The sequence below is a fragment of the Armatimonas sp. genome (genome assembly GCF_031410135.1).
In the GTDB taxonomy this organism is placed as follows: domain Bacteria; phylum Armatimonadota; class Armatimonadia; order Armatimonadales; family Armatimonadaceae; genus Armatimonas.
The window spans coordinates 1-17,480 of record NZ_JANNYP010000612.1 but is presented as its reverse complement, the minus strand read 5'-3'; the positions used below and the strand labels follow the sequence as shown (position 1 = coordinate 17,480).

14 protein-coding genes are annotated in these 17,480 nt (G+C 59.6%); 4 read left to right on the top strand and 10 right to left on the bottom strand.

The genetic code is table 11. From position 1 onward, the window contains the following. The 3 genes from RMO15_RS22475 to RMO15_RS22465 form a co-directional block, all read right to left on the bottom strand. On the bottom strand, window positions 1-605 hold a 605-nt coding region (locus RMO15_RS22475), incomplete at its 3' end, for an MFS transporter (protein ID WP_309717522.1). Continuing rightward, the gene (locus tag RMO15_RS22470) at window positions 605-1,270 is read right to left on the bottom strand and encodes a cyclase family protein (RefSeq protein WP_309717519.1); all 666 of its coding nucleotides are present in this window, start codon (window positions 1,268-1,270) and stop codon (window positions 605-607) included. The genes RMO15_RS22475 and RMO15_RS22470, both read right to left, overlap by 1 nt. Further along, complete coding sequence (locus tag RMO15_RS22465; RefSeq protein ID WP_309717517.1) at window positions 1,254-2,309, bottom strand: isocitrate/isopropylmalate dehydrogenase family protein; 1,056 nt, start codon at window positions 2,307-2,309, stop codon at window positions 1,254-1,256. The genes RMO15_RS22470 and RMO15_RS22465 overlap by 17 nt, the downstream gene beginning before the upstream one ends. 91 nt (window positions 2,310-2,400) lie before the next feature. Here RMO15_RS22465 and RMO15_RS22460 point away from each other — a divergent pair, with 91 nt between their 5' ends. Beyond that, the gene (locus RMO15_RS22460) at window positions 2,401-3,915 is read left to right on the top strand and encodes a hypothetical protein (protein ID WP_309717514.1); all 1,515 of its coding nucleotides are present in this window, start codon (window positions 2,401-2,403) and stop codon (window positions 3,913-3,915) included. Window positions 3,916-3,917: 2 nt separating this feature from the next. Here RMO15_RS22460 and RMO15_RS22455 read toward each other — a convergent pair whose 3' ends face one another. The 3 genes from RMO15_RS22455 to RMO15_RS22445 are packed head-to-tail and all read right to left on the bottom strand — an operon-like array spanning window position 3,918 to window position 7,050. Then, window positions 3,918-4,721, bottom strand: coding sequence for a carbohydrate ABC transporter permease (locus RMO15_RS22455; RefSeq protein ID WP_309717511.1), 804 nt, complete (start codon window positions 4,719-4,721; stop codon window positions 3,918-3,920). After that, a complete protein-coding gene (locus tag RMO15_RS22450; protein WP_309717509.1) occupies window positions 4,721-5,653 on the bottom strand; it encodes a sugar ABC transporter permease in 933 nt (310 codons plus the stop codon). The genes RMO15_RS22455 and RMO15_RS22450 overlap by 1 nt, the downstream gene beginning before the upstream one ends. Continuing rightward, window positions 5,650-7,050: a sugar ABC transporter substrate-binding protein gene (locus RMO15_RS22445; RefSeq protein ID WP_309717505.1), complete on the bottom strand. Its 1,401-nt coding sequence runs from the start codon at window positions 7,048-7,050 to the stop codon at window positions 5,650-5,652. Before RMO15_RS22445 ends, RMO15_RS22450 begins: the two co-directional genes overlap by 4 nt. 98 nt (window positions 7,051-7,148) lie before the next feature. Between RMO15_RS22445 and RMO15_RS22440 the strand changes: the two genes are divergently transcribed. Both RMO15_RS22440 and RMO15_RS22435 read left to right on the top strand, forming a co-directional pair. Beyond that, on the top strand, window positions 7,149-9,272 hold the full coding sequence (locus RMO15_RS22440) for a hypothetical protein (RefSeq protein WP_309717502.1): 2,124 nt from the start codon (window positions 7,149-7,151) through the stop codon (window positions 9,270-9,272). 55 nt (window positions 9,273-9,327) lie between these two features. Beyond that, window positions 9,328-10,341 carry a LacI family DNA-binding transcriptional regulator gene (locus RMO15_RS22435; RefSeq protein WP_309717498.1) on the top strand — a complete coding sequence of 338 codons (1,014 nt, stop codon included), beginning with the start codon at window positions 9,328-9,330 and terminating at the stop codon, window positions 10,339-10,341. A gap of 11 nt (window positions 10,342-10,352) precedes the next feature. Here the strand turns inward: RMO15_RS22435 and RMO15_RS22430 are convergent, their stop codons facing one another. After that, entirely contained in the window at window positions 10,353-12,077 is a 1,725-nt protein-coding gene (locus RMO15_RS22430) for a glycosyl hydrolase family 28 protein (protein WP_309717495.1), read from the bottom strand. Further along, window positions 12,074-13,384 (bottom strand): glycosyl hydrolase family 28 protein, encoded by a 1,311-nt coding sequence (locus RMO15_RS22425; RefSeq protein WP_309717494.1) that lies wholly within the window; start codon window positions 13,382-13,384, stop codon window positions 12,074-12,076. The genes RMO15_RS22430 and RMO15_RS22425 overlap by 4 nt, the downstream gene beginning before the upstream one ends. 104 nt (window positions 13,385-13,488) lie before the next feature. Here RMO15_RS22425 and RMO15_RS22420 point away from each other — a divergent pair, with 104 nt between their 5' ends. Beyond that, window positions 13,489-14,520: a LacI family DNA-binding transcriptional regulator gene (locus RMO15_RS22420; RefSeq protein WP_309717493.1), complete on the top strand. Its 1,032-nt coding sequence runs from the start codon at window positions 13,489-13,491 to the stop codon at window positions 14,518-14,520. Window positions 14,521-14,532: 12 nt separating this feature from the next. Here the strand turns inward: RMO15_RS22420 and RMO15_RS22415 are convergent, their stop codons facing one another. Together RMO15_RS22415 and RMO15_RS22410 are read right to left on the bottom strand one after the other, a co-directional pair. Beyond that, window positions 14,533-16,170 carry an efflux RND transporter periplasmic adaptor subunit gene (locus tag RMO15_RS22415; RefSeq protein WP_309717492.1) on the bottom strand — a complete coding sequence of 546 codons (1,638 nt, stop codon included), beginning with the start codon at window positions 16,168-16,170 and terminating at the stop codon, window positions 14,533-14,535. Beyond that, the coding region (locus tag RMO15_RS22410) for an efflux RND transporter permease subunit (RefSeq protein ID WP_309717490.1) at window positions 16,167-17,480 on the bottom strand (1,314 nt) is incomplete at its 5' end. The genes RMO15_RS22415 and RMO15_RS22410, both read right to left, overlap by 4 nt.

Genomic DNA, 17,480 nt, shown 5'->3' with positions numbered 1-17,480 from the left:
GTGGCGAGAATATGGGCACGCTCGGCAGACGGCAGGCCCGTATGATCTTCCGGACGATCTTTAAAGAGTACAAACCAGAGCACCGCCCAGACAAAGCCAGCCGCCATGAGAATTGCAAATGTCGTGCGCCAGCCAACGACGGCGATCAGGCTCGCAATAGTTGGCATGGCAAAGGCTGCCCCAAGCCGTGACCCAGAGAAGTTAATGCCCTGCACGCGTCCACGCTCCGCTAGCGGAACCCAGGCGACGGCAGCACGGGCCATGCCGGGAAACGCGCCCGCCTCGCCTGCCCCAAAGAGAAAGCGCACCAGCACGAGGGGCAAGAAGCCACTGACGGCCCCGGTGAGCCCGGTGAAGAGTGACCAGAGCGCGACGACGCCTGTGAGGAGCTTGCGCGGCCCGAGGCGATCTGCGAGTGCACCCGAGGGAGTCTGCAAGAGCGCGTAGCCCAGCGCGAAGGCCGACAAGGCCCAGCCAAACTGCGCATCGGTGAGTCCCAGCGCTTTGGTGATCGGGTCTTTCGCCGATGAGATACACGCCCGATCCACGTAGAGTAGCACCGAGAGCAGAAATGTCCCGGCGACCAAGAGCCAGCGTCGTGGCATCAGAGCGCCTCACTCACTTGCTGAAAGGCAAACGCGCGGCAGGGAGAACCGTCGCTTCCGGCGAGCTTTATCGGTGCAGCCACAAAGAAAACCTCGGGCTGGGTGAGCTGGTCAAGGTACGCGAGTCCCTCGACAATCACGATTCCCGCTTCTAATAAAATGCGATGAACCTCCGTGATCTCCTCGCGGTTGTTGGGATCGGCGACAGCGGGAGGCTCGACGCCGATGAGCTTGACGCGGTGAGCGACGCACCAGTGCGCCAGCCGGACGGAGATGCGGGGGAGGGCATCGCGGTACTCGGGGGTGCCAACGCGCTTGTACCAGTCCGTGCGCAGCAGCAGAATATCGCCCTCGTTCCAGCGCTCGTGGAGTGTCCCCAGCTGCGCGGGCTCCAGGCAGATGCGCGGCGCGACCTGAGACAGATCAACCACATGCGCCCGGCCCATACAGCTCGTCAACGGAATCTGATCTATGGTCTGCTCCGAGGCTTCGTAGTGGATCGGCGCGTCCATGTGCGTCCCCGCGTGCGAGTAGAGCGTCCAGTTTGTCGCGTTCCAGCCGTGGGTGGGGATCGTGCAGGCAATCTCGGAGGCGACACCGCGCATTCCCGGCACCAGTGGCAGGGTGAGGTCTATCACGCGAGCACCCTCAAATCCGGGAAGCAATGGCGTCTCCCAGCGCGGTGGTGGAGAGCGTCCCTCCCAGGTCTGCCGTGCGGTTGGTCGGGTCACCCAGCACATCTTGGACGGCGGCGCGAATTTTTTCCGCCGCCGCCACCGTCTCGGCGTGTCCCAGCCACTCCAGCATCAGCGCCACGGAGAGGATCATCGCGGTCGGGTTGGCGATTCCCTTGCCTGCAATATCGGGCGCGGTGCCGTGCGAAGGCTGAAAGACCGCGTGCTTGTCGCCGATATCCGCCGACGGTGCCATGCCCATGCCCCCGATCAGTCCGGCGGCCAGATCAGAGAGAATATCCCCGAACATGTTCTCTGTCACGAGGACATCGAAGCGCTCCGGCTTTTGCACCAAGTACAGCGCCATCGCATCCACATAGACCCGATCCGTCTGAACCTCGGGGAACTCCAGCGCCACTTCATCGAAGATCTGCCGCAGAAAGACCATCGAGGGCAGGACATTGGCCTTGTCCACTAAAGTCACGTGGTTGCGCCGCCGCTGCGCCTCACGAAACGCAGCACGGCAGACCCGCTCCGCGCCGTTTCGAGTCACATGCAGCACATCGTCCACCAGCTTTGCCCCGAGGGCGGGGATGTTCTTGCGGGACCAGAAGAGCCCCTCACAGTTCTCGCGCACCAGAAGCATATCGAGCGCTTCTAGGTTTTTAATCGGCGTGTGACTGGGGTGAAAGAGCAAGATAGGCCGGATGCCTGCGTAGAGATCGAGGCGCTCGCGGATATCAATCTGAGGCGTCATCTCGCGTCCATCAGGCCAGCGCACGCCGGGCAGTCCCATAGCGCCCAAAAGAATCGCATCGGCTCTCTCACAGGCCGCAAAGGTGGTATCGGGCAGCGGATCGCCGTGCGTCAAGTAGGCTCCGGCTCCCGCAGGATACTCGGTGAGCCTGAAGTGGCACGACGGCATGAGCTTTCGCGCCGTGTCTAGCACCTTCACTCCCTCGGTCATGACCTCGGCCCCAATCCCATCTCCGGGAAGAACCACGATCTGAAACTCTCTTTGTTTCGTCATTGGGTAAACGTTTACCTTTACTGTGGGAGCAGTATATCAGGAGTTCTTCGATCAGTCAAACGTTTACCTAGATAACGGATATACTAGAGTCATGAGAGCGAATCAGCCACAAGTAAGTGATGTGCGGGTTTACAGTGATGTGCCTGGGCTCCCGGCATCGGATCAGTACCGATTCAAGATACGAGCGGCGGGGACGAGCGCCCCTTGGCTTGAGCCCTTCGCGTTTCTGACGCAGTGCAAAAAAGGAATCAAGGGCGAGAACGCCTACTTCCCTCACCTGAGCGACTGGACCAATACCTATATCAACTTCGAGATGAATAGGCCCGTCGAAGTCGAGATTCGTCGTGTCAGTGGCGAGCCGATCAAAAAAGCCGCCGTACATCCGTCTCGAAAAGCGAAGGGATGTGTCATTCGTGGCGGCAAGGCATACGTCACCATTGAGAAGCCGTGCCTGGTCGCAGTAGATATTGACGGGCAGATGGACGATCAGAACACGGGCAAAGGGTACAGTGGCCCACCGATCCACACGATCACCCTTTTTGCAAACCCGATGCTCAAGAGTCGTCCCCTGGTTGAGGATCCTAACGTGCATGTGGTCAAGCCCGGTGAAAAGCCCCCCAGTGAAGGCCCGTGGAAGACACTCTACTTTCTGCCCGGTGTCCACGATATCGGTGTCGGCTTTCCGGTGCATGCGAATAAGAGCTACTACATCCCCGGCGATGCCATCGTCTACGGCACCCTACACAACACCAAGTGGGAGAATGGCCACGATATCCGGGTTTTCGGCTACGGAACCCTCTCCGGTGCCCGACTTCTTCACCCTAAGTACGTGCCAGGGCTGAAAGCAGAGGACCATAAGCTCTACGACCCTATTCTGATCCATGGGGCGAGTCATACCTCGGTCGAGGGAATCACGATTGCGGACTCCGCGATGCACTCCTTGATGCTACTGAGCCCGTACGATCCCCAAAAGCCAACCGATATACGCTGGGTCAAGATCTTCACCTGGCGAGCAAACGGCGATGGTATCAACCCCTTTGGCAACGGCCTGATCGAAGACTGCTTCATCAGAACCCAGGACGACTCCTGCTATGTCAATGGCCGTGGTATACGCCGCGTGACCTACTGGAACGACTACAACGGCTCAGCGTTTGTGCTGAGCGCTATCCCCAATCGCCCCCTGATCGTGGAAGACTGCGACGTGATCTATGCCCGTGCGGGTTGGAATAACTGGAGCGGTGGGCGGCTCTTTAACATGCGAGGCGAGGGAAAAGGAGCGGGTGGTCAGGGCGTCATCTTCCGAAATATCCGCGTCGAGGATCCCCGCCCCACACTCCAGCACTTCATGATTGCCATGCAAGGGCTGCCCCCCTACTCCAATCCCAGCGAGCGCAAGCGTGGCCCCGGTAGCCTCTCGGGGGTTTTGTTTCAAAACATCGAGATCGTCGCCCCCAGTGTCCTCAGCGAACCCGAGATTCTGTGGGGCACACCGGAGGCCCCCATCGAGAACCTGACCTTCGATAATGTCTCCATCGGCGGCAAGAAACTCACGCGTCTCAGCGATTTCAAGCACAACGAGCACGTCCGAAACATCCTGTTCAAGTAACCCTACCCTTTTACGGCTCCTAGCTGGATTCCCTTCACCAGGAATCGCTGGCAGGTCACAAAGAGAATCACGAGCGGAATGATATTCATTACGCTCGCGGCCATGATCAGGTTCGTCTGCCGCCCGTAGATCGAGTCGAAGAAGAGCATACCGATGGGAAGGGTGCGCAGGTGCTCACTCTTGATCAGCACCAGCGGCCAGAAGAAGCTGCCGTAGTTGCCCATGAACGTGAAGATCGCTAGGGTCACCATGCCCGGCTTTGCGAGCGGCAGGATCACGTCCCAGAACACCTGCCACGGGCTCGCGCCATCCAGCTCAGCGGCTTCTTCCAGGGCGGGGGGAATGGTGAGCAAGAACTGGCGCATGAGAAACGTCCCAAACGCCGAGAACGCGGCGGGGACAATGAGTCCCTGGTAGCTGTCTAAGAGATGCAGCTTGACCATGAGCGTGTAGTTGGGAATCATGGTCACGACGCCGGGGATCATCATCGTGCCCAAGTAGAGCTGAAAGACCTTGTCGCGCCCCGGCCACTGAAGCCGCGCAAACCCGAAGCCTGCCAGTGCGCTGGTCAGGCACGTGAGAAACGTCACCCACGCCGCCACAAACACTGAGTTGAAGTAGTAGCGCGCAAAAGGCACCTGCTCGAAGACTTTCTTATAGTTCTCGGGGTGCCAAACCGTGGGCAGCGGGTTGAGCTTCTCGACCTCGGCGAGCGGCTTGAAGCTGGCAAGTACCATCCACAAAAACGGCAAGAGCGAGGTCGCCGCGATAGCAATCAGGAGTAGATGTGGGAAGATCTTTTTCATTAGTACGCCACCTCCTTGTTGCCAAACTTCCAGTTGATAACGGTGATCACAAAGATAATGCTAAAAAGCACCCAGCTAATCGCAGAGGCGTAGCCAATCTGAAACTCCTCAAAGGCTTTGGTGTAGATGTAGTACGAGAGCGTGGTTGTCGTGCCTGCGGGGCCGCCGCCGGTCATCACGCGAGCCTGCTCAAAGCCGCCTTGCAGGCCCCCGATAAAGCTCATCACCGTGATAAAGAATGTCGTCGGCGCGAGCTGTGGCCAGGTGACATTACGAAAGACCTGCCAGCGGTTAGCCCCATCAAGCTCGGCAGCCTCGGTGAGATCTTGTGGGACATTGGTGAGGGCAGCCAGGTAGAGCAGCATATTGCTCCCGCCGATTGCGGTCCAGACTCCCATGATAATAATCGCATCGCGCGCCCCGAGCCCCAGCTGCTTGGCATCAAAGCCCACTTTCTCCACCCCTAGCCCGACAATATTCTGGGTCGAGAGGAGCCACTGCGGCGCGTGAAGCCCCAGCGCCTCGATGGCGTAGTTGATCGGGCCAAAGTCCGGGTTGTAGAGCGCTTTCCAGAGGATCATCAGTGCGACGCCACTGGTGAAGCTCGGTAGATAGAGCAGCGTGCGGTAGACCACGAGGCCCTTAATCTTCTGCGAGAGCAAGAGTGCCAGTGCGAGTGACCCCGCGATGGCAAAGGGCATTCCAATCAGAAAGTAGAGTGTGTTGGCGAAGTAGAGCCAGAAGTCTTTATCGTGCCAGAGCGTGACAAAGTTCTCCAAGCCCGTCCAGGCGAAGGGCACGGAGCGCATCAGGTTCCAGTTCGAGAACGCGATGCACAGCGAGAAGAGCACCGGCCCGGCGGTGAAGAGCATAAAGCCTAGGAGGTTGGGGAGTATAAAAGGCAGGGCGATGGCGAGCTGACGGCGCTTCATGAAGAACTCCCCTTTCCCAGCGAGGGACGAGCGCCCGGGAGAGGGGCGGGGGAGAGGTTCTTCAGCGTATCGTAGCGTTTTTTCAGCTCGGGGTCACGCTGGAGGGTTTTCTGAATCTCGGCATTGATCTCACTGGCGGCAGCCTTGAGCGCGTCCGCGACGGGCTTTTGGTCGTTTTTAACCAGATCGAGCTGTCGCCCCATGATCCGATCCGCCAGCTGGGAGCTGATAAAGGGGCTCGGTGGGTTGGGCTTGCCTGCCGCCATCACGTCGCGCCAGACATCGTTTTTGTCCTCTTCCGGAAACTCAGGGTTGTGGAGGTAGCGCTCCCCCTCGCAGTACTTGGGGAAGGCCGCGAGAGCATCGGCTTGGGCGTTGATTCCCTGATTGAAGGCGGGACCGGTCATGTGGAGCAAGTACTCCAGTGCTTGCTCACGGCGAGGGCTTTGCTTGTTGATGGCGGTGGTGCGCCCGTAGGCCAGAAAGACACGCTCTTTATGATGCGGAGCCTCAGCCACGGTCAGCGAGAGACCGGGAAACTGCTCTTTCTTGCGAAGCGTGCAGAGCCACCAGCGGCCCCCGAAGCCCATTGCGGCCCGGTTCCCTCCAAACTGCGTGATGCTTCCCGCGCCCCAGCCTCCCTGGGTTGCCATCGCAGCCTCTTCCACGGGCGAGGGCATGACCTTGTACTTGTAGATCAGGTCGTGGAGAAACTGCACCCCGGCGATTGCCTCGGGCGAGTCCAGCGTGCAGCGCGTGCCGTCGTCGGAGTAGACCTGCCCGCCCCACTGGATCACAAACTGTGGCCAGGTCCACCAGTCCATCAGGAACCCAAACTGCTGCGGCTTGCCCCGCGCGTCCCGAATCGTTAGTTTCTGTGCCAGCGGCAGGAACTGCTCCCAGGTCCACGGGCCGCTTGGGTAAGGGAGCCCGGCCTTATCGAAGAGTTTCTTGTTGATAAAGAGTGCGTTGGTGCAGGCATTGGCGGGCACCCCGTAGAACCGCCCGTTACAGCGTATCAGCGGGAGTGTGCTGGGCCAGACCTCCCGCTCCAGCGCAATGCCTCGTTTTTTCAGCTCGTCGGTGATATCCCAAGCCACATCCGCAGCGACCATCACGGGAAGGTTCGCCGCATTGGTATCGAAGAGATCCGGTCCCACTCCGGCGAGGGACTGGACAATGATCTTCTGCATCCCACTATTATTTGGGTCTAGGCGAAGCGCAGAGCTCTTGCTCTGCGCGTTGAAGGTTGCGATCTGGAGCTTACGCTGCGGGTTATCGTCGCTGACCCAGACTAGCGGGGTCTTTCCTGTGGGGGCGAAGCGTGGCTCCAGCTTCCAGGCAAGAAGCGAGAGCGCCATCAGTGTCCCCAAGCTTACTAAGAAAAAAAATCTCACTCAGATCCGTATCCTTCTTTGGTATCTGTCATTATAACCTACTCTAGTCAAACGTTTTCCCACTTGAGTAGAATAATGGTACAATTCCCCCCAAAGTCATGACCACCACCCTGAAACTAACTCCCTCCTCCCCCAAAGAGACTATCCGTCTGTACTTTGACCCTACCGTACCGCAGCTCTCTTTTGGCGCTGGTGAGCTCAAGACTGCTCTTGAGAGGCATAAATATACCGTCGAGACTTTAGGTATTTCTGCACTGTCAAAAGCAGGCGCGGGTAAGAAGATCGTCCTCACGGTTTCAATAGATAAGACGGGCGCGGCACTGCTCGCAGCCCAAGGGGGAAAGCCCGTCCCAAACCTGGGCGAACAAGCCTATGCCATCCGTAGCACCACCCAGCCTGCTTTAAGCTACTGGGTGCTGGGGGGCGATGCAAATGGGGCAATGTACGGAGCACTTCAACTTGCCGAGCATTTCCTGTTCAAGGAATTCACAGGCACCCTCAACACGGAAGAAGCCCCGACGATCCTGAAGCGCGGCATCAAACTGAACCTGCCGCTGGATAAGTCAAGCGGCACCTACGACACTCTAAATAAGGTCAGCGACTCGGCGAAGCAGGCGATTCCGCATGTGTGGGATCTGGATTTCTGGAGAGTATGGTTCGATGAGATGGCTCGGCACCGCTATAATGTCGTCTCAATCTGGAACAACCACCCTTTCACGTCCATGATCAAGCTGCCAGACTACCCGGATGTCGCGATTCAGAACGTGACCGGGTACGACGGCTTCTCCAAGGCCCTCTCCATAGACGAAAAGATCGCATTTTGGCGGAAGGTGATGGCATACGCCCACGCACGTGGTTTAGAGTTCTACCTCGTCAATTGGAACCTGTTCACCTACGGCGCGACGGGCAAGTACGGCATCACGGACGAAGAGAAAGGGGTCACGAACGAAAAGACCATCGCCTACATGCGCCAGTGTATGACGACACTCCTGGAGACGTATCCTGACCTGGACGGCTTTGGCGTGACGCAAGGAGAGCACATGTCCAAAGAGAACGAGGCGGACTCTCTCTTCCTGGCCAAGACCTATGGGCTCGGAATGCTAGACTATGCCCGGCGTCATCCCGAAAGGAAGCTCCGGTTCATTCATCGCTGGCACATGGCGGATTTCTCCGAGCTGAAGAAGAACTTTGGGGCACTCCTGCAACAGCCCAATGTTACCTTCGACATGTCCTATAAATACAGCAAAGCTCATATGTACGCTACCGCAGCGCCACGCTGGATGAAAGACTCGGAACAAGACGCGCTACGAAAAAACAATCTGAAGTCCTGGCTCACTGTCCGCAACGACAGCTTCTTCTTCCATCACTGGGGAGATCCCGAGTTTGTCCGTGCCTACATACAGGGCATTCCCGGCCAGAGAGACTGGTTCCGGGGGATGCTGCTGGGCTCGGATGGCTTTTGTCCCACCAAAGTTTTTTACAGCAAGAATAGTGTCACGCAAGGCTTGCTGGAGGTGCAGCGACGCTGGTACATGACGATGCTTTGGGGGCGTCTTACCTACAACCCCGCGACGCCGGATACGGTGTTCCAAAACTACATGAAGCTCCGCTTTCCCGGTGTTCGCTCCGAGGACTTGTTTCTCGCCTGGAGCAAGGCATCGCGTGGGCTGCCCAAGGCAACGGAGCTGGTTCACGGCGACCTCAAGCTCGATTTCCAGTGGTGGCCGGAGGCTTGCCAGTCGCACAAAGGCTTTGTGACGGTCGCAGAGTTTGCAGAAGCCAAGACAGGAGCAGGCTCGCAGCTGTGCAGTATCGCGGACACCGCTGCCGGTCGCTGCAAAGGAGGCAAAGGCTCCTACGCTCTCGCCGATGAGATCGAGGTTGATGCGCTGGCCGCACTGGCCATCGTGAATCCCCTGAGTGCCGCTCCTAACACCGAGCTGGGCGTGACGCTTAACAACATCAAGGCCATGTCCTACCTGACGATCTACTACGCCTACAAAATTCGTGGGGCGACCTATCTAAAAGCCAACGAGAAAGAAAAAGCCAAAGATGCGCTGGGCACAGCCTACTCCTGGTGGATGAAGTACTCAAGCCTGATGGACTCTCTGTTTACCGGAATGACCATGCAGCGTAGCGAGGAGCTCCCCAACTGGCACACCCACGACGAAGCCGTACTAAAAGAGTACACCGATCTCGGCGGTAAAAAAACGCGTTCCTAACGGCGGAACTCACTATGGGCTTCGAAATAAAAGTAAAGCCTGTACAATACCCTAGATGCAGAAAGAAGGAGCAGATATTCGCGCGGTCGCGGCCCGTGCGGGAGTCTCGGTGGCTTCGGTCTCGCGGTTTCTGAACGGCAAAAAGCGGGTGCGCCCAGAGACCGAGGCGCGGATTCAGGAAGCCGTTTCGACACTGGGCTACCGCCCCAATCCCATTGCGCAGAGCATGCGCACCAACCGCACCCAGCTTGTGGGCCTGATCCTGCCCGACAGTAGCAACCCGTTCTTCTCGGCGCTGGTGCGCGGTGCGGAAGATGCGCTGGGAGCGTCGGGCTATGCCCTTACCTTGCTCAATAGTAACGAGGATGTGGGGCGTGAGCAAGAGCTCCTGGAGCGACTTAAGCGGCTGCGCTGCGACGGTGTGATCTTGATTCCCGCGCCAGAGACAGAGAACGAGCTCCAGCGCTGGGAGGGTCATGACCCCGCGTTCCCCCTAGTCGTCGTTGACCGTGAGGCGGGAATTCCAACCGATCTGGTGGCGGTGGACAACGCACTCGGTGGCACCCTTGCAGCCAGGCACCTCTTGGAAAACGGGCACCAGCGCATCGGGCTGCTGAGCGTGGACTACCAGGTCTCCAGCCACCGCGCTCGCCGGGCGGGATTTATGCAGGCACTGAGCGAGGTTGGGCTTATCCCATGTGGCGAGGCATTTGTCCCTCTGACGGTTGAGGACGGGAGCCGCGCCACCAAGGCGCTTCTGGCCCGCGACGAGCCACCGACGGCGCTCTTTGTCACCAGTAGCTCGCTGACCATCGGGGCACTAACGGCATTTCAGGCTCAGGGCTTGCAGTGTCCGCGAGACATCAGCATTGTCGGCTACGACAGCTATCCCTGGCAAGAGATCCTCACACCACGCCTGACGGTCATCTGCCAGCCCGCCTACGAGATGGGCCAGTGCGCCGCCGAGCGACTCCTGGCCCGGATGCAGGGCGCAGACGCCGCACCCCAGCGCCAGATTCTCTCCCCCAAGCTGATCGTCCGTGGCTCCGTCGCGCCGTTTGTCCCCTAGTGCCCGTGTCATCATCCGCCGCTTCGTTGGAGCCAAATCCCCTCCAACTGGAAGCTTCCGCGCTTCCCATTTGCAACCTCGATTCGAAGCACGGCGCGGCGCAGCTCGTCCCATCTTACTGGCTGGGTTCGCTCCACACTCTGGCTACCCTCGCCTGTGAGCAACACATCGGGCGAGGGATGCTGTTCGTCGTTGATCAACAAGGTGACTTTCACGGGGAAGTCTTTCCCCCGAACCCGCACTCCGTAGCGGTAGACCCCTGGCCCACTCACTTTGAGTAGCATCGTGATGTCCACCTGTTTCTGATCCATCACAGAGCCCCTCAGCTCTTTCTGCCTTGCCTCCAGCAAGTTCGGTCCTGCCGCCTGTGCAGAAGAAGATACGGTAGATTGTTGGGGGCTCTCACTACCACTTTTTTTCGCTTCAAAGACGATGCCATCCGGGAAGCTCTTGCTGTCTATCGTGGTGTTTTTCGTACGGATCAGATTGAGTCCAGCGTCTTGGGGCGAGGCGACGCGCTTGCCTTGAATCACCAGGTTTGTAAACGCCACTTCCTCAATGGCCCCATCACTTGTGCCACGTAGCTCGGCCTCGACACGCCAGGTCTTGCGGATCGTGATGTTCTCAAACTGAATCTTGCGCACAACCGATTTGGTTGCTTTCTCGGCTTGAAAGTCCAGCCAGCGCCCGTAGGGGGCGATGTCCTCAATGTCAATATCCGAGAACTTCAGGTTTTCGGCCACTCGGTTGGAGCCAAAGAGCTTGAGCGAGAACGGCGCTTTCCGGTCGTAGTCGCAGCAGCCTCCGGCACGGAAGATCACGTTGTGGTGGACATCAAAGTTGCGTAGCTCGAACTGCTGCCCCGTGGCCCAGCCCAGCATAAAGACCCCACCATTATAGAGGTTCCAGAGAAGATTATTCCGAATCACGACGTTTTTGCAGACCCCGTTGAGCGAGAAGTTATCGTCGTTGCACTGGAGCAGACAGTCCTCCACGAGCAGGCCATCGGTGCCGGTCTGGACGCCGTCGGTGTTGTAGCGGAAGCTCCCCACCAGCTTCAGATTACGAACTGTGAGGTTAGAGTTGCCGTTCCAGAACGAGACGATCCAGCCCGGTGCATTACAGACGGTGAGGCCCTCAATGAGAATATTTTGGGTAGCATCCCCCTTGAAGACACGAAAGTCCTCTTTGTGAGGCAGGTGGCCCAAGGAGAGAATCCCTCTCCCGGTGATCTGCACATTCTCGACTTTTTGTAGCGCGAACCAGCCCTTCACAATCGCGCCCTCCGCGAGATAGACTCGGTCGCCCGACTTTAATGCCAGCTCCCCGACCTCGTGGACACCAGACGCAAAGTAGCGTGTCACGGACTCGGGTTTGGGAGGTAGGTGGGGCGGATTCGCGGTCAAGATCAGCGTGCCCTCGTAGCCAGTGCCGCGTGTGAGGATCAGCTTGGTGGGCTTCTTGAGCGTCAGAAACAGCTCCTCGCCACGCTTTTCCGTAGGGATATTTTCCGCGTAGGGCCGCACCTCAACGGCGCCAGGCTTTTTCGCCCGAATACGCACCACGAGGGGCTTATCCAGATCAAAGCCCACAAACGACATTCGGGTGATGTCATGTGTTCCGTGGTTCGTGTTCTTCAACGCCTCCCAGACGGGCAGCTCCTTCTCGCCAATCCAGACTTGCCAGTCCTCGGAGACACGCATGCCAGGAGTCTCCGCTTCGCGAGGACCTTTCATAAAAACGTGATCTTCCCGGTCGTGTTCGGATCAATCTCAAAAGACATATCGGCCGTACTCTTCAGATGCTTGCCCGCGACACGGACATTCTCAAAGAGCACATCGCTTACTTTTTGGGTGGCGCTCAGTCCCTTGATGCGAATGGGTTTCTTGAGTGGCCCGGTGATACTCACATTACGCAGCGTGATCTTAGAGAGCGTTCCGGGTGTCTGATTTTTCGCGAACTCATTGGGCTTGATCTGAAGCGAGAGCAGGCACCAGGTCGCATTCTCGATGCGAATATTCTCAAAAACATAGTTCGACATATGCCCCTTGCCACCGTGAATCGCACAGATAATCGCCTCATTATCGTTGTTCCACTCGTGCTCGCAACGAATCACATCACAGTCTGTCACTAAGAAGCCGCTGTTATCGGTGGGCATGTTCCAGCTGATCTGAAACGGAGCACCGTTTTCCATCTGCCAGATCGTGCACCGGCGCACCGTGGTCCCCGAGTGGTAGAGTTTTAAGGCATCGTCGTTGACTTTAAAGAAGCAGTCCTCGACTAAGGCGTTCTCGCCAGGCTGAACCCCGTCGGTGCTAAACCACCAGCCAATCATCTTGACATTACGAATCGTGTGCTCTCGGCCCGCCAGTGTTATGTTATAGCTGGGTGAGTTAATCAGCGTGATGCCCTCCACGAGCACCTTCTGTGAGTCCCAGCTCTCGCTGCGTATCAAGTGGGGGCCTTTTGGCTCTTTGAACTGCTCGCCCGAGAGAATGCCCCGTCCGGAGATTTTCACCCCCTGCGCCTTGCCCAGCTTGAGCGTCCCAATCACATAGGCCCCCCCTGCCAGATAGATACTGTGGTAGGCGCTGACATCTTTCTCCGAACCAATGGTATGCACGCCTGGCCCAAAGTAGAGCACGCCGGGCGTATTGGGCTTGGGTACGTCTTTTTCTTTTTCCAGCGGGTTGGCAAAGATCAGGATCGGGTGGGAGATATCCGCCCCCTCGTCCAGAGCCACTTGACGCGGCCTATCCAGCGTGAATGTCACCGTGTTGCCCATCACCTTGGCCGTGAGCTTGGCCGCACTAGGCAGAACGCGCGTATTTGCCGCAAATGTCCCTGAGAGCTTGGTGATCTTGACGGTCACTGGGCCGGACATATCAAACGATGCCCACGACGTATCTTTCGACTTATTGGAGCGCCAGACGGCATTGACTTTGTAGACAAAAACCTCTGCGGTCTTCGTGCCCTGGCTTACCGACACACGGTACTGATCTGAAGAAGCCACGTCCAAGGGTAAGGAATAGGTGATGATCATTTTACATTTTCCACTCTGAAGGAACGCTCACGCACTTTACGCAATCGTTTGCGTAAAGTCTATCCGATCGTATTCCACCTGTCAAGGCATGTTACACTGAGGGCATGCAGGTTTCTCTGGAGGATATTGCCCAGCGGGCAGGGGTTGCACGTAGTACGGTCTCGCGAGTGCTCAATGGTAGTGCGGGGGCAACCATTGCCCTAGCCACACAAGACCGTGTACGAGCCATCGCCGACGAGCTGGGGTACCGCCCCAATCGTTTCGCGCAACGCCTGCGTAAGCAACAGCTCGATACCGTTGGGCTGGTTGTTCCCCACCTGCGGAATCCCTACTTTGTCGAAGTGGTGGTCTGGTGCCAGCGCTACTTAAGTGAGCAGGGTTTCAATACCGTGCTCTATCCCACAATGTTGGAGGACTGGGGCGGTGTCACGGAGTATAATCTAGCGCAGTGGGCGGTAGACGGGGTGCTCTACTATGGTGGCCCACAGGACTCCATTTGCCAGCTTTTGGGCGAGGCACTGGGGCCACAGATGCCGACGGTCTATCTTGGACACCTTCACACCGACGAGCCCGGGGCGCTTGCCGTGGCTTTAGATCAGGAAGCCATTGGGCGTCTTGTGGGCGAGCACTTGCTCGCACAGGGGCATGCAACACGCAACGCAGGAGTCTGGTGCCTCTCTCCCCCTCAAGAAGGCGTGCCGGTTCGGGATGCACGTGCCGTGGGCCTAGAGCGCTTCTGTACGGAAAACCAGCTCAACTTCACGCTGGTAACGGGCTCCGACACTCGTGATGGCCTGCGTGGGCTAGGCTATGCACTCGGACAGCGGGTTCTGGCGCTCCCCGAAAGCCAGCGTCCCGGTGGGATTTTCTGTCACAACGATCTGATCGGGGTTGGGTGCCTCTGTGCTCTGCGGCGTGCAGGCGTGGTGCTTCCCTCGGCAATCGGCCTGGTCGGCTGCGATGATCTCCCCGAGGCGCGCTACCAGGAGCTCCCCCTCACCACGATCCGCCAGCCAATCCCGGAGATGTGCCGCCTTGCGGTTGCCAAGCTACTGAGCCAGCTGCGAAACGAAAGTATCTCGGTTCCTACACAGCTGACCCTCCAACCAGAACTCGTTCTCGGAATGACTACCTAGGCATCCGAGGCTCTACTTTCCAGGGGCAGGCGTGGGCGGCGTCCAAGGGGTTGTCTCGACGGCGATGCCTCCTGAGAGCACATCCCGCCCCGTGACGATCACGGTCTCGCTTCCCGAAAGCCCCTCGGTAACCTCGGTGTACTGCCCATCGTCGAAGCCCACTTTTATCGCGAGGCGCTTCACTTTGCCACCACTCTCGATAAAGACAAACTTCCCGGACTTGTCCGAGCCAACGGCGGCATTGGGTAGCGCCAGAACGCCCGTGTGGGTCTCCAAGATCAGCTTAACCGCCCCAAACGCCCCGACACTCAGGCCCGTGCCGCTCATATCCGCCTCGGCGAGGAGCGTGCGGGTCTTGGGATCAAGTGCGCTGGCCGTGCGCGAGATCCGCGCGGTGCGGGCGGTCTTTTCCCCGGAGAGTAGCACCTGTACCTCGGTGCCGGGACGCACGCGGCTGGCCTCGGCCTCTGGGGCGAAGAGGCGCAGGCGCAGCACACGCGGGTCGGCGACCGTGAGAACGGGGGTTCCAGGCTGGACAAGTGCTCCTGTGTCGAGGTGCCGCTGGATCACGACACCGGCAAACGGTGCACGAAGGCTCTGGTAACGGGCAAGCTCGGCCATTCGGGTTGCGGCACTCTCGCCCGCCGCGCTCTGGAGGGCTCCCTCACGAATCTTCAGCGAGGCCGTCGCCTCTTGTCGTTTTGCCACTTCCACATCGCCGCGTGCCACGCTGGTCTGCTCACCGAGAGTCGCTTGCTTGGCCTTGGCTCCCTGGAGCGTGGCCTCAGCCGCCTTCAGGCTCGACTCGCCCTGAGCTCGCTTTGCCTCCACGGCTCCGACTTGTTGCAGGAGTGCCTGCCCCCGCGCCTGCATCGCCCGAACCTGGCTCTGGGCGGCACGGACTTTCCCTTGGCTTGCATCCCGCTTTGCCCGTGCGGTGTCGAGCTCCTGGCCCGCCAGAAGCCGCTTGTCCTTGGCCACAATCGCCTCGTAGCGCTCCAGGGTAAGCTGAGCGAGCTTCTGCTCCGCCTCCGCTTGCACCAGGTCCGCCTCCGCGTGCTCCACTTGTGCCTTTGCCTCTTCGGTACTGGCCTTGGCTCCCATCAGGCTCGCCTTTGTCTCCAGCAAGCCCGCCTGGGCGCGCTCAATCTGGGCCTTGGCTTCGTCTATACCCGCTTTGGCTTGCTGCTGCTCCGCCTGCGCTCTCTTCACCTGAAGCTGGGTGCGCTTGGTCTGCGACTGCGCCTCTCCCAGACGAGCCTGACTTCCCTCGACACCGGCCTGAAGTGCGGCGGCGCTCTGCTGGGCTTGCTGGCGCTCGGCATCCAGCTCGGGCAGGGTGAGCGTTGCCAGCACTTGCCCCTGGCCCACGCGGTCACCCTCACGAACCGTGACGCTGCCCAGGTAGCCCGCGATTTTTGCGGCGAGCGTGGTCTGCTCTCCCGCGACCAGTTCCCCGGTGAGTCCGAGCTTACGGCTGATATCGCGCTTCTCGGGCGTGGTGACCTGCACTTTCACAATCGGTGCTGGCGTGGCGGGGCTGCCGGGCTGCGCTCCGGTGGGGCTGACACAGCCCGTGGTAAAAACCGTCACCACCAAGGGAGTCAGGGCAAAAAGACAGGTTGCAACGGGTCTCATAAGAGATCTCATGGGGTTTCGTTCTCTCCGGTGAAGTGCTCGCTCTCGGGGTCGTCCGGGTCGAGTGAGGCGGATCTCTGGCGGACGCGGCCCTGAAGCAGCGTAAAGACGGCGGGGACAATAAAGAGCGTGGTCAGCGTGGCGGCCAGCAAGCCCCCGATCACGGCGCGGCCCAGCGGAGCGCTCTGAGCGCCCCCCTCCCCGAGTCCCAGTGCCATGGGGATCATGCCCGCGATCATCGCCAGGCTCGTCATGAGGATCGGGCGCAGGCGGCTGGCGGCCCCTTCGACGGCAGCCTGCGCCGCACTCAGGCCGCGCTTTCGGGCCTGCTCCGCAAACGTGACTAAGAGAATCGCATTGGCAACCGCAACGCCGACCGCCATGATCGCGCCCATGTAGGACGGGATATTGAGGGTCGTGCCCGTCAGAAAGAGCATGAGCGCCACGCCGGCCAGAGTCGCGGGAACGGTCACCAGCACGACAAGCGCGAGCCGCACGGACTGGAAGCTCGCCGAGAGCAAGAGTAAGATCACGACCAGCGCGGCCAGCACCCCACCCCGCAGGCTCTCCAGTAGCTCCCCTAAGACCGGCACTTGGCCACGCACGGCCACCGTGACTTTGGGTGGGGGCGTCCCGGCGGCTTTGATCGCCTTCTGGGCGGCAGCGGCTCCACTAGCCAGATCCACGCCGGGCGCGAGATTGGCCGTGAGCGTGATCGTGCGCTGGGAGTTGTAGCGGGCGTACTCGCCGGGCACGCTGCCGGGGGTGACTCTGGCCACATCTCGTAGCAGCGCCATCGTGCCGTTTTTCCCGGCCACGGGGACGCTCTCCAGTGCCGCCACGGAGCTCATCTGCGGGATCGGCAGGTCCACTTGCACCTGGTAGCTCACCCCGGACTTCGCATCGGCCCAGTAGAGCGGGGTCGTGAAGCGGCTCGACGAGGTCGCAGGAACGGCGGAGCGCACGATATCGGCGGCGGTCATTCCCAGTGCGGCGGCGCGTTCGCGGTCAATATTCACCGCCACGGTGGGGTAGTCCAGCGCCTGACTGTACTGCACATCGCGTAGGGCGCTTACCTTGAGCAGCTCCGCCTTGACCTGATCGGCAAACTCCCGTGTCACGGGCAGGGTCGGCCCGGCGAGTGCGACCTCAATCGGGGTGGGAGCGCCAAAGCTCATCACGCGACTGACGATATCGGCGGGCTCAAACGAGATGCCCACGCCGGGAAGCTCGCGTGCGATCCGTGCCCGGAGTTTTTCTTTAACTGGCTCCAGAGACGCGCCCTTGAGCTGCGCCTGGAGCACGGCCTCGTGCGGGCCGCC

What these genes read in the sequence shown, in the direction of transcription:
- RMO15_RS22415 (WP_309717492.1), bottom strand. Translation starts at nt 16,170, where the DNA reads ATGAGATCTCTTATGAGACCCGTTGCAACCTGTCTTTTTGCCCTGACT.
- RMO15_RS22425 (WP_309717494.1), bottom strand. Translation starts at nt 13,384, where the DNA reads ATGATCATCACCTATTCCTTACCCTTGGACGTGGCTTCTTCAGATCAG.
- RMO15_RS22465 (WP_309717517.1), bottom strand. Translation starts at nt 2,309, where the DNA reads ATGACGAAACAAAGAGAGTTTCAGATCGTGGTTCTTCCCGGAGATGGG.
- RMO15_RS22435 (WP_309717498.1), top strand. Translation starts at nt 9,328, where the DNA reads ATGCAGAAAGAAGGAGCAGATATTCGCGCGGTCGCGGCCCGTGCGGGA.
- RMO15_RS22450 (WP_309717509.1), bottom strand. Translation starts at nt 5,653, where the DNA reads ATGAAGCGCCGTCAGCTCGCCATCGCCCTGCCTTTTATACTCCCCAAC.
- RMO15_RS22455 (WP_309717511.1), bottom strand. Translation starts at nt 4,721, where the DNA reads ATGAAAAAGATCTTCCCACATCTACTCCTGATTGCTATCGCGGCGACC.
- RMO15_RS22460 (WP_309717514.1), top strand. Translation starts at nt 2,401, where the DNA reads ATGAGAGCGAATCAGCCACAAGTAAGTGATGTGCGGGTTTACAGTGAT.
- RMO15_RS22430 (WP_309717495.1), bottom strand. Translation starts at nt 12,077, where the DNA reads ATGAAAGGTCCTCGCGAAGCGGAGACTCCTGGCATGCGTGTCTCCGAG.
- RMO15_RS22420 (WP_309717493.1), top strand. Translation starts at nt 13,489, where the DNA reads ATGCAGGTTTCTCTGGAGGATATTGCCCAGCGGGCAGGGGTTGCACGT.
- RMO15_RS22440 (WP_309717502.1), top strand. Translation starts at nt 7,149, where the DNA reads ATGACCACCACCCTGAAACTAACTCCCTCCTCCCCCAAAGAGACTATC.